The organism is Curtobacterium sp. L1-20 (assembly GCF_048755855.1).
Taxonomy (GTDB): Bacteria; Actinomycetota; Actinomycetes; order Actinomycetales; family Microbacteriaceae; genus Curtobacterium.
The window spans coordinates 3,226,458-3,249,182 of the sequence record NZ_CP151473.1; the positions used below are offsets into that span (position 1 = coordinate 3,226,458).

The 22,725-nt window shown below is 73.5% G+C and carries 27 protein-coding genes; 13 read left to right on the forward strand and 14 right to left on the reverse strand.

The genetic code is table 11. The features are described from left to right. Positions 1 to 120 precede the first annotated feature (120 nt). Positions 121 to 1,230, reverse strand: a complete 1,110-nt coding sequence (locus AAEP86_RS16640) for an LLM class flavin-dependent oxidoreductase (RefSeq protein ID WP_420368386.1) — start codon at positions 1,228 to 1,230, stop codon at positions 121 to 123. 147 nt (positions 1,231 to 1,377) lie between these two features. Here AAEP86_RS16640 and AAEP86_RS16645 point away from each other — a divergent pair, with 147 nt between their 5' ends. Next, positions 1,378 to 2,286, forward strand: a complete 909-nt coding sequence (locus AAEP86_RS16645) for an SDR family oxidoreductase (RefSeq protein ID WP_420368387.1) — start codon at positions 1,378 to 1,380, stop codon at positions 2,284 to 2,286. A 97-nt stretch (positions 2,287 to 2,383) separates the two neighbouring features. On the opposite strand, the gene AAEP86_RS16650 is transcribed toward AAEP86_RS16645, so the two are convergent. Next, positions 2,384 to 3,118: an SGNH/GDSL hydrolase family protein gene (locus AAEP86_RS16650; protein WP_420368388.1), complete on the reverse strand. Its 735-nt coding sequence runs from the start codon at positions 3,116 to 3,118 to the stop codon at positions 2,384 to 2,386. 57 nt (positions 3,119 to 3,175) lie between these two features. Next, positions 3,176 to 4,018 (reverse strand): NRDE family protein, encoded by an 843-nt coding sequence (locus tag AAEP86_RS16655; protein WP_420368389.1) that lies wholly within the window; start codon positions 4,016 to 4,018, stop codon positions 3,176 to 3,178. 65 nt (positions 4,019 to 4,083) lie between these two features. Here AAEP86_RS16655 and coaBC point away from each other — a divergent pair, with 65 nt between their 5' ends. The 8 genes from coaBC to AAEP86_RS16695 all read left to right on the forward strand — a co-directional run bounded on the left by coaBC (position 4,084) and on the right by AAEP86_RS16695 (position 10,862). Then, a complete protein-coding gene (gene coaBC / locus AAEP86_RS16660) occupies positions 4,084 to 5,334 on the forward strand; it encodes a bifunctional phosphopantothenoylcysteine decarboxylase/phosphopantothenate--cysteine ligase CoaBC (RefSeq protein WP_420370520.1) in 1,251 nt (416 codons plus the stop codon). Positions 5,335 to 5,453: 119 nt separating this feature from the next. Then, positions 5,454 to 5,852, forward strand: a complete 399-nt coding sequence (locus tag AAEP86_RS16665; RefSeq protein ID WP_420368390.1) for a hypothetical protein — start codon at positions 5,454 to 5,456, stop codon at positions 5,850 to 5,852. Positions 5,853 to 5,854: 2 nt separating this feature from the next. Next, complete coding sequence (locus tag AAEP86_RS16670) at positions 5,855 to 6,628, forward strand: YqjF family protein (RefSeq protein ID WP_420368391.1); 774 nt, start codon at positions 5,855 to 5,857, stop codon at positions 6,626 to 6,628. After that, on the forward strand, positions 6,625 to 7,059 hold the full coding sequence (locus AAEP86_RS16675; RefSeq protein WP_420368392.1) for a DUF1810 domain-containing protein: 435 nt from the start codon (positions 6,625 to 6,627) through the stop codon (positions 7,057 to 7,059). The genes AAEP86_RS16670 and AAEP86_RS16675 overlap by 4 nt, the downstream gene beginning before the upstream one ends. Positions 7,060 to 7,171: 112 nt before the next feature. Further along, on the forward strand, positions 7,172 to 7,822 hold the full coding sequence (locus AAEP86_RS16680; protein ID WP_420368393.1) for a GntR family transcriptional regulator: 651 nt from the start codon (positions 7,172 to 7,174) through the stop codon (positions 7,820 to 7,822). A gap of 196 nt (positions 7,823 to 8,018) precedes the next feature. Then, the gene (locus AAEP86_RS16685) at positions 8,019 to 8,480 is read left to right on the forward strand and encodes a MarR family winged helix-turn-helix transcriptional regulator (protein WP_420368394.1); all 462 of its coding nucleotides are present in this window, start codon (positions 8,019 to 8,021) and stop codon (positions 8,478 to 8,480) included. Between the two features lie 281 nt (positions 8,481 to 8,761). Then, positions 8,762 to 9,628, forward strand: coding sequence for a hypothetical protein (locus AAEP86_RS16690; RefSeq protein WP_420368395.1), 867 nt, complete (start codon positions 8,762 to 8,764; stop codon positions 9,626 to 9,628). Positions 9,629 to 9,713: 85 nt separating this feature from the next. Next, positions 9,714 to 10,862, forward strand: coding sequence for a low temperature requirement protein A (locus AAEP86_RS16695; protein ID WP_420368396.1), 1,149 nt, complete (start codon positions 9,714 to 9,716; stop codon positions 10,860 to 10,862). A 105-nt stretch (positions 10,863 to 10,967) separates the two neighbouring features. Here AAEP86_RS16695 and AAEP86_RS16700 read toward each other — a convergent pair whose 3' ends face one another. The 3 genes from AAEP86_RS16700 to AAEP86_RS16710 are packed head-to-tail and all read right to left on the reverse strand — an operon-like array spanning position 10,968 to position 12,444. Beyond that, positions 10,968 to 11,276: a hypothetical protein gene (locus AAEP86_RS16700; RefSeq protein WP_420368397.1), complete on the reverse strand. Its 309-nt coding sequence runs from the start codon at positions 11,274 to 11,276 to the stop codon at positions 10,968 to 10,970. After that, positions 11,273 to 11,893 carry an Asp23/Gls24 family envelope stress response protein gene (locus tag AAEP86_RS16705; RefSeq protein ID WP_420368398.1) on the reverse strand — a complete coding sequence of 207 codons (621 nt, stop codon included), beginning with the start codon at positions 11,891 to 11,893 and terminating at the stop codon, positions 11,273 to 11,275. Before AAEP86_RS16705 ends, AAEP86_RS16700 begins: the two co-directional genes overlap by 4 nt. Then, positions 11,890 to 12,444, reverse strand: a complete 555-nt coding sequence (locus AAEP86_RS16710) for an RNA polymerase sigma factor (RefSeq protein ID WP_420368399.1) — start codon at positions 12,442 to 12,444, stop codon at positions 11,890 to 11,892. The genes AAEP86_RS16705 and AAEP86_RS16710 overlap by 4 nt, the downstream gene beginning before the upstream one ends. A gap of 117 nt (positions 12,445 to 12,561) precedes the next feature. Between AAEP86_RS16710 and AAEP86_RS16715 the strand changes: the two genes are divergently transcribed. Next, positions 12,562 to 13,206, forward strand: coding sequence for an MOSC domain-containing protein (locus tag AAEP86_RS16715; protein ID WP_420368400.1), 645 nt, complete (start codon positions 12,562 to 12,564; stop codon positions 13,204 to 13,206). A 55-nt stretch (positions 13,207 to 13,261) separates the two neighbouring features. Here the strand turns inward: AAEP86_RS16715 and AAEP86_RS16720 are convergent, their stop codons facing one another. Then, complete coding sequence (locus AAEP86_RS16720; RefSeq protein WP_420368401.1) at positions 13,262 to 14,326, reverse strand: zinc-binding dehydrogenase; 1,065 nt, start codon at positions 14,324 to 14,326, stop codon at positions 13,262 to 13,264. A 231-nt stretch (positions 14,327 to 14,557) separates the two neighbouring features. Between AAEP86_RS16720 and AAEP86_RS16725 the strand changes: the two genes are divergently transcribed. Beyond that, positions 14,558 to 16,012: a DHA2 family efflux MFS transporter permease subunit gene (locus tag AAEP86_RS16725; RefSeq protein ID WP_420368402.1), complete on the forward strand. Its 1,455-nt coding sequence runs from the start codon at positions 14,558 to 14,560 to the stop codon at positions 16,010 to 16,012. A gap of 73 nt (positions 16,013 to 16,085) precedes the next feature. On the opposite strand, the gene AAEP86_RS16730 is transcribed toward AAEP86_RS16725, so the two are convergent. Genes AAEP86_RS16730 through AAEP86_RS16745 form a run of 4 tightly spaced genes read right to left on the reverse strand, consistent with a single transcriptional unit; the run spans position 16,086 to position 18,781 of the window. Then, positions 16,086 to 17,390 carry a glutathionylspermidine synthase family protein gene (locus tag AAEP86_RS16730; RefSeq protein ID WP_420368403.1) on the reverse strand — a complete coding sequence of 435 codons (1,305 nt, stop codon included), beginning with the start codon at positions 17,388 to 17,390 and terminating at the stop codon, positions 16,086 to 16,088. Then, the gene (locus AAEP86_RS16735) at positions 17,390 to 17,761 is read right to left on the reverse strand and encodes a tRNA-dihydrouridine synthase (RefSeq protein WP_420368404.1); all 372 of its coding nucleotides are present in this window, start codon (positions 17,759 to 17,761) and stop codon (positions 17,390 to 17,392) included. Before AAEP86_RS16735 ends, AAEP86_RS16730 begins: the two co-directional genes overlap by 1 nt. A gap of 35 nt (positions 17,762 to 17,796) precedes the next feature. Then, a complete protein-coding gene (locus AAEP86_RS16740; RefSeq protein ID WP_420368405.1) occupies positions 17,797 to 18,360 on the reverse strand; it encodes an MOSC domain-containing protein in 564 nt (187 codons plus the stop codon). A gap of 31 nt (positions 18,361 to 18,391) precedes the next feature. After that, the gene (locus tag AAEP86_RS16745) at positions 18,392 to 18,781 is read right to left on the reverse strand and encodes an MmcQ/YjbR family DNA-binding protein (protein WP_420368406.1); all 390 of its coding nucleotides are present in this window, start codon (positions 18,779 to 18,781) and stop codon (positions 18,392 to 18,394) included. Positions 18,782 to 18,925: 144 nt separating this feature from the next. Between AAEP86_RS16745 and AAEP86_RS16750 the strand changes: the two genes are divergently transcribed. Next, positions 18,926 to 19,225 carry an excalibur calcium-binding domain-containing protein gene (locus tag AAEP86_RS16750; RefSeq protein WP_420368407.1) on the forward strand — a complete coding sequence of 100 codons (300 nt, stop codon included), beginning with the start codon at positions 18,926 to 18,928 and terminating at the stop codon, positions 19,223 to 19,225. Positions 19,226 to 19,235: 10 nt separating this feature from the next. On the opposite strand, the gene epsC is transcribed toward AAEP86_RS16750, so the two are convergent. Both epsC and cysK read right to left on the reverse strand, forming a co-directional pair. Further along, positions 19,236 to 19,820: a serine O-acetyltransferase EpsC gene (gene epsC / locus AAEP86_RS16755; protein ID WP_420368408.1), complete on the reverse strand. Its 585-nt coding sequence runs from the start codon at positions 19,818 to 19,820 to the stop codon at positions 19,236 to 19,238. Continuing rightward, entirely contained in the window at positions 19,817 to 20,755 is a 939-nt protein-coding gene (gene cysK, locus AAEP86_RS16760) for a cysteine synthase A (protein ID WP_420368409.1), read from the reverse strand. Before cysK ends, epsC begins: the two co-directional genes overlap by 4 nt. Before the next feature lie 196 nt (positions 20,756 to 20,951). Between cysK and AAEP86_RS16765 the strand changes: the two genes are divergently transcribed. Continuing rightward, positions 20,952 to 21,623: a DUF899 family protein gene (locus AAEP86_RS16765; protein WP_420368410.1), complete on the forward strand. Its 672-nt coding sequence runs from the start codon at positions 20,952 to 20,954 to the stop codon at positions 21,621 to 21,623. Positions 21,624 to 21,644: 21 nt separating this feature from the next. On the opposite strand, the gene AAEP86_RS16770 is transcribed toward AAEP86_RS16765, so the two are convergent. Further along, positions 21,645 to 22,682 (reverse strand): dipeptidase, encoded by a 1,038-nt coding sequence (locus AAEP86_RS16770; RefSeq protein ID WP_420368411.1) that lies wholly within the window; start codon positions 22,680 to 22,682, stop codon positions 21,645 to 21,647. Positions 22,683 to 22,725: the final 43 nt, after the last annotated feature.

Consider the following 22,725-nt stretch of genomic DNA (forward strand, 5'->3'; position numbering starts at 1 on the left):
GCCGGTGACGTGCCGACGCAAGGACTCGGCGTCGCAGCGACGCGGCGTCGCAGCGACCCGGGCGACGCGAGCCGGCCGGTCACCGACGCGACGGCCGGCCGCGCCCCCGGGCGCTCGCGCCTACGGCACCGGGACGGGCTCGGCGAGCAGTTCGCGCACCCGGGGGGCGACCTGCGTGCCGTACAGCTCGATCGACCGCATCATGTCGTCGTGCGGCAGACGGCCGGTCGCGTAGCGCATGTCGAAGCGCGAGACACCGAGGATCCGCATGTTGCGCGCGATCTTCCGTGCGACGGTCTCCGGCGACCCGACGTAGAGCGACCCGCCGGCCGACAGGCCCGCGCGGTAGCCGGCGACGTCGAGCGGGGGCCAGCCGCGCTCCCGACCGAGCTGGTCGGTGACGGCCTTGTGGTACGGCCAGTAGCGCTCGGCGGCTTCCTCGTCCGTCGCGGCGACGAACCCGGGCGAGTGCATGGCGATGGGCTGCTGCGGCAGCTCGAGCTGCGTCAGCGCCTGACGGTAGAGCCGCGAGAACGGTGCGAACTGCGCGGGCTGGCCACCGATGATCGCGAGGAAGAGCGGGAGGCCGTAGGAGGCCGCACGGATGACCGACTGCGGCGAGCCGCCGACGCCGATCCAGGTCGGGATGGCGCCGTGCTCGAGCTTCGGGAAGACGTCCTGGTCGGTGAGCGAGGCGCGCTTCGTGCCGGACCAGGTGACGGCGTCGCCGCCGCGGAGGGACGCCCAGAGCTGCAGCTTCTCCTCGAAGAGGACCTCGTAGTCGGACAGGTCGAAGCCGAACAGCGGGAAGGACTCGGTGAAGGACCCGCGGCCCAGGATGACCTCGGCGCGGCCGTCCGACAGCGCGTCCACGGTGGCGAACCGCTCGTACACGCGGACGGGGTCGTCGGAGGACAGGACGGTCACGGCGGAGCCCATCCGGATGCGCGAGGTCCGGGCGGCGATCGCGGCGAGGACGACCTCGGGCGCGCTCACCACGAAGTCGGCGCGGTGGTGCTCCCCGACGCCGATGAAGTCCACGCCCACCTGGTCGGCGAGGACGGCCTGCTCGACGACGTCGCGGATGCTCTGCGCGTCGGTCTTGAGGCTGCCGTCGGCCAACTCGGTGACGTCGCCGAAGGTGTCGAGGCCGAGCTGCACGGGACCGATCCGCTCGGGTGCGGGCGGCGGCACGTCCGAGGGGCGGTCGGTGCCGAATGCGTTGCTCATGGGAGCCTCCAACTCGATGCGTTTGCATAAACCTACCACTCGGCGGCGCGCACGTCGAGCACGCGCACCCACCGGCACACCGTCCCCCGCGCCGCTGGAGCACCGCCCCCGCGCCGCCGCCCGACCACCGCGTGTACGGTCGCCCGCATGCCGCAGATCCCCGACCAGACCGGACGCCGCGTCGTCGTCACCGGAGCCAACAGCGGGACGGGGAAGGAGACCGCGACCCGCCTCGCCGCGGCCGGCGCCTCCGTGGTGATCGCCGTCCGCACGGTCGCCAAGGGCGAGGAGGCCGCCGCCGGCATCCGCGCCGCCCACCCCGGCACCGACGTCGAGGTGCGGGAACTCGACCTCGCCGACCTCGCCAGCGTCCGACGCTTCGCGGACGGCGTGCTGGCCGACGACCGTACCCTCGACGTGCTGGTCAACAACGCCGGCGTGATGGCACCGCCGAAGCGCTTCGAGACGGCCGACGGCTTCGAGCTGCAGATGGGCACGAACTTCCTCGGTCCGTTCGCGCTGACGAACCTGCTGCTGCCGGTGCTGCTCCGGTCGTCGGACGCCCGGGTGGCGACGATGTCGAGCCTCGCTGCGGTCGGCGGCCGGATCCGCTTCGACGACATGCAGTGGGAGCACGGCTTCAACACCTGGCGCGCCTACGCCCAGTCGAAGCTCGCCGACCTGCTCTTCGCGCTGCACCTGCACCGGTTGTCGGTCGAGTTCGACTGGCCGCTGACGAGCACGGCTGCGCACCCCGGCTTCACGCGCACGAACCTGCAGTCGGCGGGGCGCTCCCTCGGCAAGGCGAAGCAGGCCGCACCGATGAAGCGCGCGCTGCCGTTCACGCAGGCGGTCGAACAGGGGTCCGAGCCGTTGCTCTACGCCGCCGTGGGACCGGCAGCGGTGGGCGGTGCCTACTACGGCCCGTCGGGCGCCTTCGGACTGACCGGGCCGACGACGGTCGCCTCGATCCCGCGGTCCGCGCGGAGCGCCGACCTCGCCCGCTCGCTGTGGGCCGTCGCCGAGGACCTCACCGGGACGCGGCCGCCGGTCTGACACGGAACCGGCCCGGTGCGTCGGCCGCGCGGCTCCCGACCGCCGGTGGGCGGCCTCCACCCCGGTCTGGAGGCGCGACCCGCCCACCGCCGCGCCCTCAGAACCGCACGTGGTCGCGTGCGAACGCCGTGGTCACCGCCGACAGGACCGCCCGCTGTCCGCGCACCGTCGGGTGCACGTCGTCCGACTGCATCCAGTCCGGGTGGTCGCGCAGGGGCTGCCCGATGTCGACGTAGGTCCCGCCGTGCTCGTCGATCGCGGTCCGCAGCGCGGCGGAGATCGCCGCGAGCTGTGCCGGCGGTGTCTGCTCGTTCCAGATCGCGCTCAGTCCGACCACCCGCGCCCGCGGCAGGAGCCGGTGGAGGTCGGCGACGAGCTGCTCGGTGCCGCCGTCGACCTCGTCCTCGTCCTGTCCGAGGTCGTTCGAGCTGGCCTGCACGAACACCACCGCGGGCCGGAGCGTGACCGCGCGCTGCACGAGCCCCTCGTAGGCGGTGGCGCAGTCGTCGGTGTCCCCCTCGGTGAGGACGCCGGCGCCGTCGCACGACAGGTTCGTGAGCTGCCAGCGTTCGGTCCGTGCGAGGACCTCGGGCCACGCCTGTCCGGCGGCCAGGCCGTGGCCCCCGCTGATCGAGTCGCCGACCACGACGACCCGTGTGCCGGGCGCCGCGTTCCACAGCCGCCCGCTGGCCGTGCTGGCCCGACTCGTGGTGGCGGTGTCGGCCGCCGACGCGGAGCTCTCCGCGCAGGCGCCGAGACCGAGCGAGATGGCGAGCGCCAAGCCGATCGCCGCGGCCGGACGGGCGCCGCGGACCTGGTGGGGGGAGGTCACGTCAGGGACGGTACGCCGCCTCTCGATGGACGGACCGCGGTCGTGCTGAGGCCTGGCTCAGGAGCGGTGCAGCTCGACCGATCCGTCCAGGCGTCCCGGTTCGGTGAGACGCGCGTGCTGCAGGACCGTGCGCTCCGGTCCCACGGCGGCGGCGACGATGGACAGCGTCGCGACGTGCCCCTCGAGCTCGTGCGCGTCGCGGAGGATCGCGTCCGGGTCGTCCGCCGGCAGCGCCGCGGAGTCGGCGAGCACCCCGAACCAGCCGCCCCAGCCGTCGTTCGCGGCAGCGTCCGCGGTGACGTCGGCGGCCTCGCCGGTGTCGGCGGCCTCGCCGGTGTCGGCGCGTGCGTCGGCCGACCGCAGTTCGTCGAAGGGGCCGAGCAGCGGCGGACCGGCCGGGGCCTCGACGGCACGGAACGCCTCGAGCCACCGGCCGATGCGCGGCGCCGCCGGGTCGTCCGCCGCACCGTGGGTGACCATGTGGACGCCGGGGCCGAGGGCCTCCGTCCGCACCGTGGAGCCGTTCCACGTGACGACCTCGGCACCCGCGGCGGTGGCACGGACGAGGTTGAACGCGCGCGTGGTCGGCAGGGTGCCGTCGTGCCCCGGCAGGACGCCGTCGACGGCGTCCAGCGGCACCGTGCCGCGCGTGGTCCAGGTGCCGTCGGGGCTGTCGACCGGCTCGGCTCGGTTCAGGACCACCGCGAGGCCCGCGGTGTCCGAGGCGGCGAGCCACGCACCGCCGGCCGAGCGGTCCCGGACGCCACGGACGGCCGGGTCGCGGTCGGGCCACCAGGCGGCAGGGGGGTCCCACGGTCGCTCCGGGGACTCGTCACGCAGGGCGAGCATCGTGACGGGCCACTCGGCGCCGGGGTCGACGCGGACGACGACGGTGCACATGGGGTCGATCCTCGCACGGAGCCCCGGGTAGCGTGACCGACGTGAACGCAGCAGCAGAGCGCCGTCTGACCGTCGTCGTCGGGATCACCGGGGGCATCGCCGCGTACAAGGCCGTGGGTGTCGTCCGCGACCTCGTGAAGCGCGGCCACGACGTCCACGTCGTCCCGACCGAGGGCGCGCTCCGGTTCGTCGGGCTGCCGACGCTGGAGGCGCTCAGCCGCAACCCGGTCACCACGAGCGTCTTCGAGGACGTCGCCGAGGTGCGGCACGTCTCCCTCGGCCGCCGGGCCGACCTCGTGGTCGTCGCCCCCGCCACCGCCGACACGCTCGCCCGGATGACCGCGGGCCTCGCCGGCGACCTGCTCGGCACCACCCTGCTCGCGACCGAGGCCCCCGTCGTCGTCGCCCCCGCCATGCACCCGCAGATGTGGGAGCACCCCGCCACGACCGCGAACGTCGCCACCCTGCGCGAGCGCGGCGTCCACTTCGTCGGTCCCGTGGTCGGTGCCCTCACCGGCGACGACGCCGGGATCGGCCGGATGGCGGAGCCCGAGGACATCGTCGAGGGGGCCCTCGCCGTGCTGGACCTGCCGACGGGCGCCGGGACCTCGGGGCCCGCCGGCACGGGCGCGCGCGGCGAGCAGGGCGACCTGGCCGGCGTCCGCGTCGTGGTCAGCGCCGGCGGCACCCGTGAGCCGTTCGACCCGGTCCGCTTCGTCGGCAACCGCTCCAGCGGCCGACAGGGGATCGCCATCGCCGCCGACGCCGCGCGCCGTGGAGCGTCCGTCACCGTCGTCGCCGCCAACGTCGACGCGTCCATGACCGCCGACCTCGACGCGCACGTGGTGCCGGTCGGGTCCGCCCTGGAACTCGCCGAGGCCGTGCACGCCGCCGCCGTGGACGCCGACGTCGTGGTGATGACGGCCGCGGTGGCCGACTACCGCCCGGCGGAGGTCCGGACCGAGAAGCTCAAGAAGGAGGCGCAGGGCGACACGATGACCCTCGAGCTCGTGCGGAACCCGGACGTCCTCGCGGAGCTCGTCGCCAACCGCCGGACGGGGCAGATCGTGGTGGGCTTCGCCGCCGAGACCGAGCCGGACCGTGCCGCGCGCATCGAGCTCGGCCGCGCCAAGATCACCCGGAAGCCCGCCGACCTGCTCGTCGTGAACCACGTCGGCTGGTCGTCCGGGTTCGAGCGCGAGGAGAACGCCATCGAGGTGCTCGTCCCCGGCGGCGAGGTCGTCCGCGAGACCTCGGGGACGAAGGCCGAGGTGGCGACGGCGGTCCTCGACCTGGTGGCGACCGCGCTGACCTGAGCACGCCCGGCCGGCGCAGACCCGAGCACGCCCGGTCCGCGCCGACCTGAGCACGCCCGGCCCGCGCGGACCTGGGCGCACTCCGAGTGCGCTCGGCGACCGCCGGGCACGATGGGGACATGCGACGACGCGAGCGTGCACGACGCGCCACCCGGACCGCCACCCTCCTCGCCGTGCTGCTGGGCGGGGCCGGGGCCACCCACTTCCTCCGCCCGCGCGGCTACGACCGGATCGTCCCGGCCGGCCTGCCGCCCCGCACCACCACCCTGGCGTCCGGCGTCGCCGAGCTCGGCATCGCCGCTGCGCTCGCCGTCCCGGCGACGCGTCGAGCGGGCGGCTGGGCGGCAGCGGCACTCTTCCTGGCGGTGTTCCCCGCGAACGTGAAGATGGCGAACGACCTGCTGGACAGCGCCCGCTCCACCCGGGCGTCGCGGCTCGTCGCCGTCCTGCGGCTGCCGCTGCAGGCTCCCCTGGTCGCCTGGGCCGTGCGCGTCGGTCGGCACGCGCCGAAGCCGTGAGCGTGTCGGCCCGCACCCGCGCCACGGTGCCGCTGCGGCACCGGCCGGTGACGGTGCACGCCTGGGAGGACATCGTCTTCGCCCACTGGCGCCGCGACCCGGCGGAGCTCGCCGGGCTGGTCCCGCCGGGCACCCGGCCCGACGTCGTCGACGGCAGCGCGTGGGTCGGCCTGTCGGCGTACGTGTTCCGCGAGACACGGGTCCCGCCGTTCCCGCCCTCGGGGCGGCTCGGGTCGATGACGGAGGTCACGATCGAGGTCCTGACGACCGACGACCACGGTCGTCACGGGGTCGCCTACCGGACGGTCGACACGGCGAACGTGCCGGCGATCGTCGCCGCGCACGCGCTCCTCGGGGTGCCGTACACGTTCGCGCACGCGCGGGCCCGACGTCGCGCGGACACGATCGAGCACCGGTCGGTGCGCCACCCCGTCCGGAAGCGCGCCCTGCAGCCGGGCCGGTGGATGCGACCGGGAGGCGCGACGCAGCCCCGGCACGACGCCACCGTCCGGGTCGTGGCCGGCGCGGAGGTCGACACCCCGCTCGCCGCGGAGCTCACCACCCGCCACGGCATCCACGCGCGGCTCCTCGCGCAGACGCTGTTCTGGCAGCGGCAGCACCCGCCGCTGACCGTGCGGTCCGCCCGGCTCGAACGCCTCGACGGCGACCTGCCCGCGGCCGTCGGCCTGTCCGGACTCCTCGACCACGAGCCGGACTCCCTGCTCGTCGTCGACGGGACCACCGTCCGGTACGCATGGGGGGAGGTGGTCCGGTGACCGACGACCCGCACCACCTCGAACGCTTCGTGCGTGCCCAGGAGGGCGTGCACGACGTCGCCCTCGCCGAGCTCCGCGCCGGCCGGAAGACCTCGCACTGGATGTGGTTCGTGTTCCCGCAGCTGGCCGGGCTCGGCCGGAGCACGACGGCGCAGCACTACGCCCTGGACGGCGCCGACGAGGCACGGGCCTACCTGGCGCACCCCGTCCTCGGGCCGCGGCTGCTCGCCGCGACGGCGGCCGTGCTCGACGCGCCGGCCCGGTCCGCCGACGAGCTCCTCGGCGGGATCGACGCGCTGAAGCTCCGGTCCTCGATGACCCTGTTCGCGGCGGCCGCCGCGGACCCGACCCCGTTCCGGGACGTCCTCGACCGGTGGTACCACGGGACCGAGGACGCCGTGACGACGCGGTTGCTCCACCCGGACGACTGACACACCCCATCCGACCGCAACGCCGGTCTCATATCAGGTACGGTGAGGCCTGCGTCCGCACCGATCGGTCGGTCGTGCAACCCGTCGTCCGCCACCCCCCGGAGGAACCCGCATGCCGGTCCCCAGCAGCGCACCGACCGAGCACCAGCTGCTCCGCGACACGGTCCGCGAGAAGATCCACGACGCGATCATGGACGGCACGTTGGAGCCGGGGGAACGCCTCAACGACGACGAGCTGATCGCTTGGCTCGGGGTCTCCCGGACCCCCATCCGCGAAGCCCTCAGCCAGCTCGCCCGCGCGGGCCTGATCGAGATGGCCCCGAACCGGTACACGCGGGTGACGACGCCGAACCCGGCCGAGGTCGTCGAGGCGATGCAGACGCTCGGCGTGCTCTTCGGCGGCGTGGTCCGGCTGGCGGTCCCCCGGCTCGGCGCCGCCGCGAAGAAGAAGATCCTCGCGCAGCTCGACACCACCATCGCGCACTTCGAGGCGCACGACGTCGCGGCGGTGAACCACGACGCCCTCGGCGTGTTCGCCCGCTACGTCGCCGAGTGCGGCAACGAGAACCTGCAGCGCGTCTGCCGCGACACGATGGACGGGTTGGCGTTCCGCCTGCGCCTGCCGAACCTCGACGAGCTCGTCGACTGGGACCGCATGACCGAGGACTTCCGTCGGTTGCGCGCGGCGACGGAGTCCGGGGACAACGTGGCAGCCGAACTCGCCACCGAGGCCATCCACCTCCTCCCCGGCGAGAAGCGGTAGCGACCTCGGGGCGTCGGCCCGCACCGGACCTGAGCGTCCGGACAGGAAGGCGCCCGTCCTGTCGACGGAGGTCGCGCGATCGTCGTCCACCGCGCCTCCCGGTCGCCCTGACGGGCGCGCCGTGGGTGCGCCGTCGCACGCCCGCCGAAGCCGGTAGCATCGCTCCGACCACCCGTCGGACGACCCGGAGCACCGCATGAGCCACCGCCAGCCGGACCGCACCGAGATCGCCGCGCGCCTGGCCGCCGCCGTCGGCCGCATCAACCGCCGGGCCCGCACCGATTCCGCCACACTCGGGTACGGCATCGTCTCCGCGCTGGCGACGATCCAGCGGGAGGGACCCCTGCGCCCCGGCGACCTGTCGCGGATCGAGGTGGTGACCAAGCCCACCATGACGCGCATCCTCACCGAGCTCGAACAGCGCGGGTTCATCGAGCGCGAGGCCGATCCGCGCGACGGCCGGGCGTTCATGGTGTCGGCCACGCCGGAGGGCATCGCGGCCGTCGAACGTGCACGTGCGGACCGCACCGGGATCGTCGCAGAGCTGATCGCCGAGCTCCCCGAGCACGACGTCGACGCCATCGCGGCAGCCCTCGACGCGCTCGAGCGGGTCGCGCAGGGCGAGCGCACCCAGGAACCTCACACCTCCGCGTCCTGATCCGACCGTTACCGAACCGTTACCGAGGGGTGGACGGACGGTTCTGCCAGCGCTCCTGGACGCGGTGCTCAGGCTGACACGTCATCGTGTCGGCTTCGCCACGGCGGCCACCCCACGGCTGCCGGCCGGCGGACGGACGGGCCCCACACCACCGTCCGGTCCTCCCCCGGCTCGCGAGCTCCCGACGACCGACGTCCGACGTCGCCCCCACCCGCGCGCTCCCCCACCTCCGCGCGCGGCGTCGACAGCCCGCACCACGAGCCGGCCGACCACCGGAACCGATGACAGGACGCAGCACCACCGACCTCCCCACCACCACCGCACCGACCCGCCGCGAAGCGCTGGACACCCCGAGCCGTCGACTCCGCCGAGCGCTCCGACGCCCCACCACGATCATCGTGGGCGGCGCCGCGGTCCTCGCCGTCGCCGGCGGCATCGCCACCGTCGGCACACAACCGGCCATCGGTGAAGCCCTCGGGATGCCGAGCGCCAGCACGACCCCGGCGCCCGCCCTCGACGGCACGGCCCTCGACCGGGCGCAGGCAGCAGCGACGATCGTCACCGCCCGCACGGTGGTCGAGGACGCGAACGCGAAGACCGACACCGCGACGCTCGAGCACCGGATCGACGCCCTCGACGACTACCGCCGGCTGTCCGGCGCAGCGTTGTCCACGCGGATCGCCGCCACGGTCGACGCGAGCACCGAGGTCGCCGACGCGAGCGCGACGCAGGACAAGCGTGACGCCGACGCGGAGGCCGCAGCCGCGGCGGCCGCACAGCGCGCCGCTGCCGAGCGGGCCGCTGCCGCCGAGGCGGCACGGAAGCTCGCCGCCGGGAACACGCCCGCGGGGGCGAAGGCGACGGCCAGCTCGCTCGCGGCATCGCAGTACGGCTGGGGCGCGGACCAGTTCCAGTGCCTCGACAGCCTGTGGACCAAGGAGTCCGGCTGGAACTACCAGGCCGTCAACGCGAACGGCGGTGCAACCGGCATCCCGCAGGCGCTGCCCGGGTCGAAGATGGCGACGATCGCGCCCGACTGGCGCACCAACGCCACGACCCAGATCACGTGGGGCCTGCGCTACATCAGCCAGTCCTACGGCACGCCGTGCGCCGCGTGGGCGCACTCGCAGGCGTCGAACTTCTACTGACGCCACGCCCGTCGGCCGACGCCGGCGGACACGACGGACGGCCCCGGGATCGATCCCGGGGCCGTCCGTCGTGTAGGCATACCGGGTGACCACCATCGGACTCCGCCGCATGGCCCCCCGCGACCCCACCGAGGGCCACCGCGCCGCCAGCCCGCTCGAGCTGCTCTTCGACCTGGTCTTCGTCGTCGCCGTCGGGTTCGCCGCGTCGAACCTGCACGAGATCGAGGTCGAGGGGCACGTCAGCTCGGCGGTGCTCGCCTACGCCTTCGTCTTCTTCGCGATCTGGTGGGCATGGCTCAACTTCACCTGGTTCGCCACCTCGTTCGACACCGACGACTGGCTCTACCGCGTGATGACCGTGGTGCAGATGGCCGGCGTACTCGTGCTCGCCGCCGGGGTGCACGCGGTGATGGCCGACGGGTCCACCCTCGTCGTCGTGGTCGGCTACGTCGTGATGCGGCTCGCCCTCGTCGGCCAGTGGCTGCGGGTCGCCGTCTCGTCGCCCGAGTTCCGACGCACAGCGCTCCGCTACGCGGCGGGCATCGTCGTCGTGCAGGTGCTGTGGGTGCTCGGCGTCCTGCTGCCGTGGGAGGTCGAGCGGTTCGTCATCCCGGTCCTCATCCTCCTCGAAGTGCTCGTGCCGCCCTTCGCCGAGGCGGGAGCGCGCACCACGCCGTGGCACACGCGGCACATCGCGGAGCGCTACTCGCTGTTCACGCTCATCGTCCTCGGCGAAGGGCTCGTCGCCTCGGCGAACGCGGTGATCGACGGCCTCGCGCACGCGGAACACCTGGCGTCACTCCTCGTGCTCGCCGCCGGCGGACTCGTCATCGTCGTCGGCATGTGGTGGATCTACTTCGCGCGGGAACAGCACGCGCACATCCGGTCGCTCCCCACCGCCCTCGTCTTCGGCTACGGGCACTACCTCGTCTTCGCCGCAGCCGGTGCGCTGCCGGCCGGCATCGAGGTCGCCGTCAGCGCGGACGCCGGCGAGGCGGACCTCTCGCACGCCACCGTCGCGGGGACGGTCGCGGTGCCGGTCGCCGTGTTCGTGCTGGCGATCTGGTGGCTCGCGTTGCGTCCGACGCTCACGACCGGCCGGAACGTCGCCGTCGTGGCGCTCGCGCTCGCCGTGCTCGCCACCGTCGTCGTGCCGTCCGTGTCGCTGGTCGCGACGGCCGCGCTGGTCGCGGCCATCGTCGTGGTGCTCGAGGTCGCGGGCCGGTCGCGCTGACCGTGCTGTCGTGACCCGTCGCGGTCTGGAGGCGCGGTGCGGGCCTGCAGCGCGCCTCCAGGCCGCACCGCGCCTCGAGCCCGCGAGGGCCGGAGGACCGCGGGGTCAGCCGACGCGTGCGACCCGGACGTCCACCCGGCTGAGCACGAGGCCGTGGGCCGACGCGGCATCGAGCGCCGCGCGGTGCGCTGCGCGCGCCGTCTCCGGCGCCGGCCGCGCACCGTCCGTGCCGATCACGACGCGGAGCACGTCGCCGTCGAGGACGACACGCGCCAACGCGACCCGGCTCGCGAGCCGCTTGGCGGTGTCGATCGTCGCACCGAGGGTGGGTCGGGCGTGGTAGAGCTCCGCGACCCCCGGCACCGCGAGCACCGCGGTCTCGACCGCGGTCAGGACGTCCTCGTCGACGGTCATGCGCGTGCCTCCTCGTCGTCGTCGGTCGTCGGCGGCAACAGGTCGCGGACGACCACGTCGACCGCCTCCACGGTCAGGTCGGTCTGGGTGGCGAGCACCTCGGCGACGGCCTCCCGCACCTCGGCGGCCACCGGCGGGATCGGCGCGCCCGCACGCACCGCGATCTCGACGACGACCCGGACCGGTGCGCCGAGCTCGACGACGTCGCCCTCGAGCCGGCACCGCGCGATGAGGGCGTCCGGCACACCGTCGCCGACGCTGCGCACGAGCGAGCGGATGGCGCCCTCCGTCATCACCGGACGTTCGGTCGGGGCCTCCGGCCGGAGCGGCACGTCGCGGCCGGAGCGTGCCTCGATCGAGATGTTCGCGAGCACGTTGCTCACCCAGGACTCGTCCGCGGGCGGCTCGTCGGCGGCGGCGGCCTCGAGCGATCCGAGGGAGGACTGCCGGAGACGGACGATGGCGGCGAGCGCGTTCTGGCACGCCGCGGACTCGTCGATGCTCGGGTCGGCGGGCAGCATGCCCGCGTCGAGGTAGTCGGCCAGCTCGTCGATCGAGTGGCCGTCGAGGTCGTCGGGTTCGAGGGAGTCGAGCCGGACGGGATCGGGTTCGGTCATCGCCATCCCTCCATGAGACGGATCATGTTCTTCCGGGCCCGGGACAGCAGTCCGCGGACCGTCGAGGCGGGGAGGTCCAGTTCCTCCGCCATCTCCTCGTACGAGTACTCGAGCACTTCCTTCATGAGCCAGCACCGCCGCTGGGCCTCGGGCAACTCGGCGAGCGCCGTCTCGACGGCGTCCTCCCGCGAGCGGGCCTCGGCCACGCGCTCCGGGGCGTCGTCCGCGGGGGAGGCCACCTCGAGCTCCGTCACGTCGTCGTGGACGCGTCGGGCACGGATGCGGTCGAGGCACTTGCGGCTGAGGATGCGCATCAGCCACGACTTCACCCGGGCGCGGTCCTCGAGCCGGTCCATCCGGTTCCAGGCGGTGATGAAGGTCTCCTGGACGACGTCGTCGAGCTCGTCCGTGGACCCCAGCGTCCGCCGCGCGTAGGCGCGCAGGAGCGGGGTGTACCGGCGGATGAGCACCTCGAACGCGCGGACGTCGCCGTCGGACGACCGGTCCGCGAGGACGGCGTCGTCGAGGTCGGTGAGGGGCGGGTGCGGCACGGTTTCCTTCTACTGGTGGCGGGTGGGGTTCTCCTGGGGGTTCCCGGCGGGCCGGTACCCCCGTGGATGTGACGGGTCGGGACGACCGATCGTCACGCCGTGCGGCAGGGTGGGTACATGCCCTCCGTCACCGCCGTCTGCCGCGTGGACCAGCTGCTGCGCGACCCCGGCACCATCGGGATCACCGCCATCGACAAGCGTCCCGTGGACGGCCCCGTCCGGGTCCGGCCCCTCGGGCTGCACGCCGACGTGCAGGCGGACCGGAAGCACCACGGCGGCCCGGACCAGGCGGTCTACGCCTACGCCGACGAGGACGCCCGGTACTTCGCCGACGTGCTCGACCGCGACGTCCCGCCCGGCCTCTTCGGCGAGAACCTCCGGACGTCCGGCATCGACGTCACCGGAGCCGTGACCGGCGAGCGCTGGCGGATCGGCGAGCGCCTGGAGCTCGAGGTCACCGTCCCCCGGATCCCCTGCGGCACCTTCGCCCGGCGGATGCGCATCACCGGCTGGGTGAAGCGGTTCGCCGCGGAGGGACGGCCCGGTGCCTACCTGCGGGTGCTGCGTTCCGGCCCGGTCACGGCGGGCGACCCGGTCGTCGTCGTCCACCGGCCGGCGCACGGGGTCACGATCGGCCAGCTTTTCTCCGGGCCCACGATGGAGCAGGCCCGGGCGGTGCTCGAGTCGGGGCCGGGGCTCCCGCCGTCGGTGGTGCGGGACGTGACGAAGGTGCTGGGGCGGGCGGGCGCTCCGTCGATGTGATCCCGTGGTCCGACCGCGGCGACGGGGCTCCCCGACCCGCGCACGCGCGGCGGTGTCAGGGACGCCCGGGCACGAGCAGGAGCTTGCCGACGTGCCCCCGCGTCGCGAGGGCCTCCTGGGCCGCGGCGGCCTCCTCGAGGGGCCAGGTCTGCGCGATGACCGGACGGAACGCCCCAGCCCGGGCGAGGTCGGTCAGCTGCCGGAAGTGGGCCCTGGTGTGCATCGACGACCCGATGAGCTGCTTGTTGTGGAGGTACAGGCGCCGGATGTCGAGGTGGACCTCGTGGCCGCCGAGCGCGCCCGCGACCACCCAGCGACCGCCCTCGCGGAGCACCGGGACGAGGTCGCTGACGAGCCGGCCGGCGACCACGTCGACCGCGACGTCGATCCCGCCGTCGCTGGCGTCGCGCACGGCACGGACGAGGTCGTCCTGACCCCGGTCGACCACCACGTCGGCCCCGGCGGCACGGACGGCCTCGGCCTTCCCTGCGCTGCTGATCGCGACGACGTGGGCTCCTCGGGCCTTCGCGAGCTGCACCGCCGCGAGTCCCACGCCGCCGGATGCACCGGACACGAGGACCACGTCGCCCGCGCCGGCACGGCCACGCTCGAGCATCCCGAACGCGGTGCCGTAGGCCGTGGGGAGTGCCGCCAGTTCCTGGTCGGTCAGCGGTGAGTCGGTCATGTCGTGCACCTGGTCGGCGGGCACCGCGACGAACTCGGCGTAGCCGCCGTCCCGCTCGCTGCCCATCAGGCCGACCGGGTCGGCGTCGTCGCCGGGCCCGTCGTAGATCGAGGGGTCGACGAGCACCCGGCGACCGATCCACTCGCTCCCCACGGAGCTGCCGACGGCTCGAACGGTGCCGGCGACGTCGGCGCCCTGGATGCGCGGGAAGTCGATCGGGCCGCGCCAGCCGGACCGGGCGTCCGGGTCGTCCGAGGTGCCGTAGGCACCCTCCCGCGTCCAGAGGTCGGTGTTGTTCAGGGCGACGGCGGCGACGTCGACCAGCACCTCGTCCGGACCCGGCGCGGGGACCGGCACCCGGTCCGCCTGCACCACGTCGAGGTCGCCGTGGCCCCGCAGGACCACGGCCTGCATCTCGGACGGTACGTTCTCCACGCGCTCCCTCGCTTCCGCTCCTGGACGGCCGCCCACGCTACCCGCGTCGCCGAGCACGCGGACGGCCGTCGGTCCAGCATGTGGCCTCCGGTGAGCCGCGTCATCCGTACTCCTACGCACCGGGAGCAGCTCGTCGGGGCCGCGGTGTGCATCGGTGGTGCCACGGACGTCAGGCCTCTCGACCGTGCCTAGCGTTCCGAGGGTCCACCGCCCCTCGCCAGTCAGGTCATCATGACGAAACTCCGCACCGCACCGCGCCACGTCCCGATCTGGCTGGCGATCGCCGCCGCCTCGCTGCCGATGTTCATGGCCACCCTCGACAACCTCGTCGTCACCAGCGCCCTCCCGGTCATCCACCGGGACACCGGGGCCAGCGTCGAGGACCTGCAGTGGATCACGAACGCCTACACGCTGACCTTCGCCGCACTCATCCTGCTGGCGGTCGGACTCGGTGACCGGCTCGGTCGTCGACACCTGTTCGTCGCCGGCATCGCGGTCTTCACGATCGGCTCGGTGCTCTGCGCGCTGAGCAGCGACCCCGGCCCCCTCATCGCGGCACGTGCGCTCCAGGGCGCGGGCGCAGCGGCCATCACGCCGCTGTCGCTGACCCTGCTCGTCGGGAGCGCCGGTGACCGGTACCGGTCGCTCGCGATCGGGATCTGGGGCAGTGTCGCCGGGCTGGGCAACGCGCTCGGTCCGGTCATCGGCGGCGCCGTCGTCGAGCACTGGACCTGGCAGGCGGTCTTCTGGATCAACGTGCCCGCCGGCATCGTCGCCGTCCCGCTCGCCGTCCTCGCGCTCCCGAACACCCTCGGTGCCAAGCTCCGGGCCGACGTCCTCGGCGTCCTGCTCGCCGGCCTCGGCATCCTCGGCATCGTGTTCGGCGTGGTCCGGGGCAACGACCTCGGGTGGGACGACCCGCAGATCATCGGCTCGCTCGCACTCGGTGCAGCACTGATCGTCGCCTTCGTGCTCCGGGAAGCACGCACGTCGTCGCCGCTCCTGCCGCTCCGGCTCTTCCGCGACCGCGGGTTCGCGCTGGGGAACACCGTCTTCCTGGCGTTCAACTTCGGCATGTTCGGTTCCGTGTTCATCCTCCTGCAGTTCCTGCAGGTCGTGCAGGCCGAGACGCCGCTGCGAGCCGGCGTGGAGACGCTGCCGTGGACGCTCGCGCCCCTGGTCGTCGCGCCGCTGTCCGGCTTGATCGCCCCGCGGGTCGGCACCCGCGCGCTCATCGTCGCCGGGCTGGTGTCCCTGACCGCCGGCCTCGTCGAACTGGCGCTGACGATCAGCCGGGGCGTGGCCTACGCGACGCTCCTGCCGGGCTTCGTCCTCGCCGGGCTCGGCGTCGGGCTGATCTTCGCCCCGATCTCCGCCGCCGTCCTCGCCGCCATCCGCGCCGACGACCAGGCCAAGGCGTCCGGCGCGAACGCGACCGTCCGGCAGATCGGCATCGCCCTCGGCGTCGCGGTCCTGACGGCGGTGTTCACCGGGGACGGCGGACAGCTGACCCCGACGGGCTACGTCGACGCCGCCCGGACGGCGGTCCTGGTCGGTGCCGCGGTGGTGCTGGCATCGGCCGTCGTCGCCCTGTTCCTGCCCGTCGGCAGGACGCACCGGCACGAGTCCGACGAGCCGGAGGTCGCCGCCACGACCGCCGAGACCGTCGCACCCGCTGCGGCCTGACGCGGACCGCCTGGCCGCCACCGGCCCTCAGGGCAGGCTGCCCCCGGCCCTCAGAGCAGGCCGCACCCGGCCATCAGGGCAGGATGAGGTTCGGCGCGAACCGGCACCAGTAGTCGGTGATCGGACCGTCGGACTCGCGGATGCCGACGCCGAAGGACTCGCCGTCCACCACCCACGACCCGAGGACCGGGTGGTTGTGTCCGTTCGTGCCCGGGAAGTCCGGCAGCTCGTGGTACTGCTGCCACACCTGCTCCCCGCCGGCGCCCGGGCGGCGGTAGTCGCGACCGTTCGTCGTCACGGAGCCGTCGGCGCGGTGCACGGCGATGCCGTCGCCCTCACGACCGAACACGGGCTTGACGACGTAGTCGGTTATGCCGTGCGGTCCGTCCGCGTACGCGGGCAGCAGGTTCGGGTGGTCGGGGAAGAGCCGCCAGAGCGCGACGAGGAGGAGCTTGTTCGACAGGAACAGCTTCCACGCCGGCTCGTACCAACGACCGAAGCGTCCGCGGTCGCGCACGAGGAACGAGCCGAACTCCTGGTCGCCCTGCGCCCGGTCCTCACCGGAGACCAGGTCCTCCCAGGGGTAGAGCTTGAAGATGTTCCGGATCACCGGGTACTGGGTTCCCGGTTCGTCCCCGGGGAGGGTGAAGACGCTGCGTGAGGACCCGGCGGGTTCCTCGTTCCCGACGAACTGTCGGGCCGCCGCGTGCCAGCCGATGTCCTTCATCTCGATGCCGGTGTGCTCCCAGCCGGCCTCGCCGGCGAGGTCCCGCATGTACGCGACGGTGTCCCAGTCCTCGCCGGCGGTGTCGAGGTCTGAGTGTGCGACGAACAACCGGCCGCCGTCCTCGGCGCGGAGCGACTCGTGCAGCAGGGTCCGCCACCGGGCGACCATGGCCTCGTGGATGCCGTTCCACTGGTCGGCCCCGGACGGGACGTCGCCCGCGGCCAGGCGGTCCTGCAGCCAGTGCCACTGCGTGACGGACGCCTCGATGAGTCCGGTGGGGGTGTCGCCGTTGTACTCGAGCATCTTCGCCGGAGAGCCGTCGCCCGCGTACGCCAGGTCGAACCGGGCGTACACGTCGGGTTCCTGCTGCTCGAGCGACCAGGCCGCCAGGTCGAACCCGGCACGGGTGAGGCCGAGCGTGCCGAGCGCCCCCGACGCCATCCAGCGCGCGGCTTCGAGGCACATCCGGTGCAGTTCCTCGGTCTGCTGCTCCAGGGCCTCGACCTCCGGCAACGTGAACACGTACGCGGCGCCGTCGTTCCAGTACTCGACCTCCGTGCCGTCGTCGCGGACGGAGCGGGAGTAGATCAGACCGGTCTGCTGGATCCGCCGCTGCCAGTCCGGGCGGGCGGCGAACTCGACCCGCTGCATCAGCCGCCGAACCCGCCGTGTTCGCCGGAACCGCCGAACCCGCCCTTCGACACCGAACTGCCGCGGGACGAGACGCCGGACTCCGCGGTCTTGCCGGACGGGAGCGTGGTCGTGCCGCCCGAGACCGCGTCACCGACGGCGGGGACCTTCGTCGTCCGACTGCTGCTGAGCGGCAGGTAGTACCAGCCCGCGTGTCCGCCGTGGTTGTTGCAGTCGTCGTCGGGGAGCCGCTTCTGCGTGGAGTTGTCGCGGCAGATCTTCGCGTAGTCGCTGTCGACGCCCGCCCCCTCACCGCAGCCGGTCAACGATGCGGCCAGGGCGGCGACCACCCCGATGGACACGACACGGGACGCACGACGACGAACACTCACGAAGAGGACAGTACCGATGCGGACGACCCGCTGCGTCAGACCGGGCTGAGCGGCTGCTGTTCCCCGGCGGGCAGCTGCACCCGGATGCGGTCCCCCGGACGCACGACTCCCCCGGTGACCACGACCGACATCACGCCGCCCTTCCGCTCGACCGTCCCGTCCTCCGCACGGCCGAGGACGGCTCGGAGCAGCCCGGGTTCGAAGTCGTTGATCTGCTGGCACGGGTTCCGCAGCCCCGTGACGCGGACGCACGCTTCGTCGCCGAGGTGCAGCAGCGTGCCGGTGGGCAGACCGAGCAGGTCCACGCCGCGGGTCGTGACGTTCTCGCCCATCTGACCGGGCGCCACGGCGAACCCGGCGTCGGCGACCTCGTCGAAGACCTCTGCGTGCAGCAGGTGCACCTGGCGGAGGTTCGGCTGGGACGGGTCACGGGCGACGCGGGACCGGTGCTGCACCGTCGTCCCGGCGTGTGCGTCGCCCTCGATCCCCCAGCCCTCGACGAGGACGACCGCGTCGACCACGGGCTTGGTGAAGTGGTGGTCGGGGTCACGGCTCACGGCGACGACCGTCGGCTGCTCGTCTTCGCGGTTCGGGGTCACGAGACGATCATGGCGCAGAACGGCCTCTGTGTCAGGCGTCCCGCGATCCGGTGCCGCGGGACGGGTCGACCGGGCGCTTCGCGCGCGGCAGCCCGGCGACGACCAGGTCGTACGCGTTGCCGACGAGGTCCTCCACCAGCGTCTCGTCGAGGCCGTCGCCGGGCGACAGCGTGATCCAGTGCCGCTTGTTCATGTGCCAGCCGGGCGTGATCTCCTCGTGGTCCCGGACCAGCGCGGCCGCGTGCGGCGGCGCGCACTTCAGGTTCACGATCGGGACGCCACGGAGCTCCGACGTCATCACGAACATCTTGCCGACGACCTTGTACACGAACGCGCCCTCGCCGAAGGGCTGCGTCTCCGTCACCGCCGGCAGTGCCATCGCCGTCCGCACAGCGACCTCGTGCAACGTCTCGCCGTCCATGCACCTCAGCATGCCGCACGCCGACGACGGCGCGCCTCCTTCTGGGGTCGTCCCGCCTCGACCGGCGCGGCGTACGATCATCACGCCGTGCGCCCGACGCGGCGGCCGCCCGCGCGGCCACGATCGTCCCTTGGGGGGAATCCCGTGCGTCTCACCCGTGCTCTCGGCGTCACCGCCGCGTCCGTCGTCCTCGCCGCGTCCGTCGTGGTCGGGGGCGCCTCCACCGCGCAGGCCGCCCCGACGGTGTACAAGAACTGCACTGCCGTGCAGAAGGTGTACTCCGGCGGCATCGCCAAGAAGTCCGTGACGAAGAACCGCGTCACCTCGAAGGGCAAGGTCACCTACCGTGCGCTCAAGGGCACGGTGAAGAAGGACGACGCGCTCTACAACGCGAACAAGAAGATGGACGCCGACGCCGACGGGATCGCCTGCGAGAAGAGCTGACGCCTCCGCGTCAGAGCGGCGGCACGCCCTCGTGCCCCGACCGAGGACGCGCCGTCCCGGCGACCCCGGTGACCACCGAACCGGCCGGCACGTCCTTCGTCACGACGGTGTTCGCGCCGACCACCGAGTCCGCCCCGACCGTGATCGCGCCGATGAGCGACGATCCGGCACCGAGGACGACCCGGTCCCCCACCGCGGGGTGACGCCGGGCACCGGGGCCGTGCTCGCCGCCGCGGCCGCCGAGGGTCACGCCGTGGAACACCAGGACGTCGTCGCCGACCACCGCGGTCTCCCCGATCACCACGCCCATGCCGTGGTCGATGAAGAACCGGCGACCGATGCGGGCTCCGGGGTGGATCTCGATGCCGGTCAGCGAGCGTGCGACCTGGGCGAGGACGCGGGCGGCGAACCGTGACCCGGGCAGTCCTCGCGCGAGCCAGAGGCGGTGCGTCAGCCGGTGGGTCCAGACGGCGTGGAGCCCCGAGTAGACGACGGCGTTCTCGAGGTCGCCCCGGGAAGCGGGGTCACCGCGGCGTGCTGCGGAGAGGTCCTCGCGGATGGTCCGCAGCACGCCTCGTCGGGCGGTCCGCGTCACGCAGTGAGTCCCTCGAAGAGCACCGTCGACAGGTAGCGCTCCCCGGTGTCGCAGACGATCGCGACGACCCGCTTGCCGGCGTTCTCCGGTCGTGCGGCGATCTCGATCGCAGCGTGCACGATCGCACCGGACGAGATGCCGGCGAGGATGCCCTCCTGCGTCCCGAGGTCGCGGGCGACCCGGAGCGCGTCGTCGAGCTCGACGTCGAAGACCTCGTCGATGACGCTGCGGTCGAGCACCTCGGGGACGAAGTTGGCGCCGATGCCCTGGATCTTGTGCGGACCGGCCTTGCCCTCGGTCAGGAGCGGGGAGTCCTTCGGCTCGACCGCGACGATCTGCACCCCGGGGACGCGCTCCTTGAGCACCTGCCCGACGCCCGTGATGGTGCCGCCCGTCCCGACACCCGCGACGAAGACGTCGACGTGGCCCTCGGTGTCGCGGAGGATCTCCTCGGCGGTGGTCTTCCGGTGGATCGCGGCGTTCGCAGCGGTCTCGAACTGGTGGGCGAGGATCGCGCCCGGTGTCTCGGCGACGATCTGCTCGGCGCGCGAGACCGCGCCCTTCATGCCCTCCGGCCCCGGGGTCAGCACGATCTCCGCGCCGAACGCCCGGACGAGGGCCCGTCGCTCGACGCTCATGGTCTCCGGCATGGCGATGACGACCCGGTACCCGCGGGCCGCGCCGACGAGCGCGAGGGCGATGCCGGTGTTGCCGGAGGAGCCCTCGACGATGGTGCCGCCGGCCTGCAGTTCGCCGGATGCCTCGGCGGCGTCGACGATGGCGACGCCGAGTCGGTCCTTCACGCTCGAACCGGGGTTGTAGAACTCGAGCTTCGCGAGGACCTCGGCCCCGCCTTCCCGCGGCAGGCGGTTCAGCCGGACCAGCGGCGTGTTGCCGAACGCCTGCGAGATGTCGTCGTAGATGGTGCCGCTCATCGGTTCCGTCCTCATCGGGTCAGGTCGCGTGCCCACCCCTCTGGAGGCACGGCGTGCGCTGCGATCCTAGCGAGCGCACCCGACGTGGCCCTGTCCCGTGACGTGCGTCGCGCGCCGGACGGTCACCGCGCCTCCCGGCCCGTTGCCCCGGCACCGCGGCGCGCGTACGCTGCGCCGCAACGACGAGGAGGTCGCCATGTCGAAGGACCAGCAGCCCGGAGCCGCCCCGCGGGTCGTCGACCGCGCCGCGTTCGACGCGGCGCTCGCCGCGCAGGTGCGCGACGAGAAGGATCTCACCCGACACGGTGACCGCGTGTCGGCCGCTCGCCGCCGGCTGCCCATGGTCCGCGTCGACGACTACGAGTTCACCGGCCCGGAGGGGCCCGTGCGCCTGACCGACCTGTTCCGTGACGGGTACCTGCTCCTCGTCCAGAACGTCATGTACGGCCGGGACTGGGACGAGGGGTGCCCCAGCTGCACCTGGGCCGTCGACAACCTGCCCGCCGACATGCGGCGCCTCGACGACGAGGGGATCGCGTTCGCCATGGTCTCGGAAGGGCCGATCGAGAAGCTCGAGGCCTGGCGGCAGCAGCACGGCTGGTCACACACCTGGGTGTCCTCCGGTGCGACGAGCTACCACGACGACTGGGGCTGGACCGTGCACGGTGACGACTGGGACGGCCCGGTGCCCGGGTACTCGTACTACCTGCTGCGCGACGGCGTGCCCTACCTGACGTACGCGACCGGTTCGCGTGGCACGGAGGCGATCCTGCCCGTCGCGCACATCATGGACCGCACCGTGTACGGGCGACAGCAGGACTGGGAGGACAGCCCGGAGGGCTGGCCGCAGTACCCGACGTACGGCTGACCGACGGGCCCGCGCCCGCCCTCAGCGCACCGAGCCGACCCTCGTGAACCGCTCGTCCGTCGCCTCGAGCACCCGCAGCACGTTGCTGCCCGCCAGTGCCCGCAGGTCCTCGGCACCCCACCCGCGCCGCTGCAGCTCCGCCGCGAGCACCGGGTACCGCGAGACGTCCCGCAGGTCCGGCGGCAGCACCGGGGTGCCGTCGTAGTCGCCGCCGAGGCCGATGTGCCCCGCTCCCGCGACGTCGCGCGCGTGCTCGACGTGGTCGGCGACGTCGGACACGGTCACCAGCGGCGGCTCCCCCACGGACCCGGCGTCCTCCCACTCGGCCCAGGCCTGCGAGACGAACGCCGGGACGAACGTGATCATCACGACGCCGCCGTTGTCGGCCAGGCGCGCGAGCACGTCGTCGGGGACGTTCCGGGGGTGGTCGGCGACGGCGACGGTCGACGAGTGGCTGAAGACGACCGGCTGCGTGGCGACGTCGAGGGTGTCGTGCATCGTCGCCGGGGCGGTGTGGGAGAGGTCGACGAGCATGCCGACCCGCTCCATCTCGGCCACCACCTCGCGGCCGCGGTCGGTCAGGCCGCCGTGCGGGTGCGACCCGGTCGCCGAGTCGGCCCACGGGGTGTCGTCGTTGTGGGTGAGGGTCATGTACCGCACGCCGAGCCGCGCGAGGGTGCGGAGCACCGCGAGGTCGTCGCCGATGGAGTGGCCGCCCTCGGCGCCGAGCAGGGAGGCGATCCGGCCGGAGTCGATCGCCGCACGCACGTCGTCGGCGGTCCGCGCGGGTGCGAGCGTGTCGGGGTACCGCGCGACGATCCGGTGCGCGAGGTCGACCTGCTGCAGGGTCGTGCGCACCGGGTCGGGGTCGTCGGCGGGCACGAACACCGACCAGAACTGCCCGACCACGCCGCCGGCCCGCAGCTTCGGCAGGTCGGTGTGGAGCGAGCCCTCCTCGGAGTCGATGCCCTCGACCCCGGAGTCGTGCGTGTCGCGCCGCTCCCACGGCAGGTCGTTGTGGCCGTCGATGACCGGGAACGGGAGCGCGTCGAACGTCATGGCTCCGACGCTACCGCTCGTACCGTCGTGGTTAGGCTCGGCC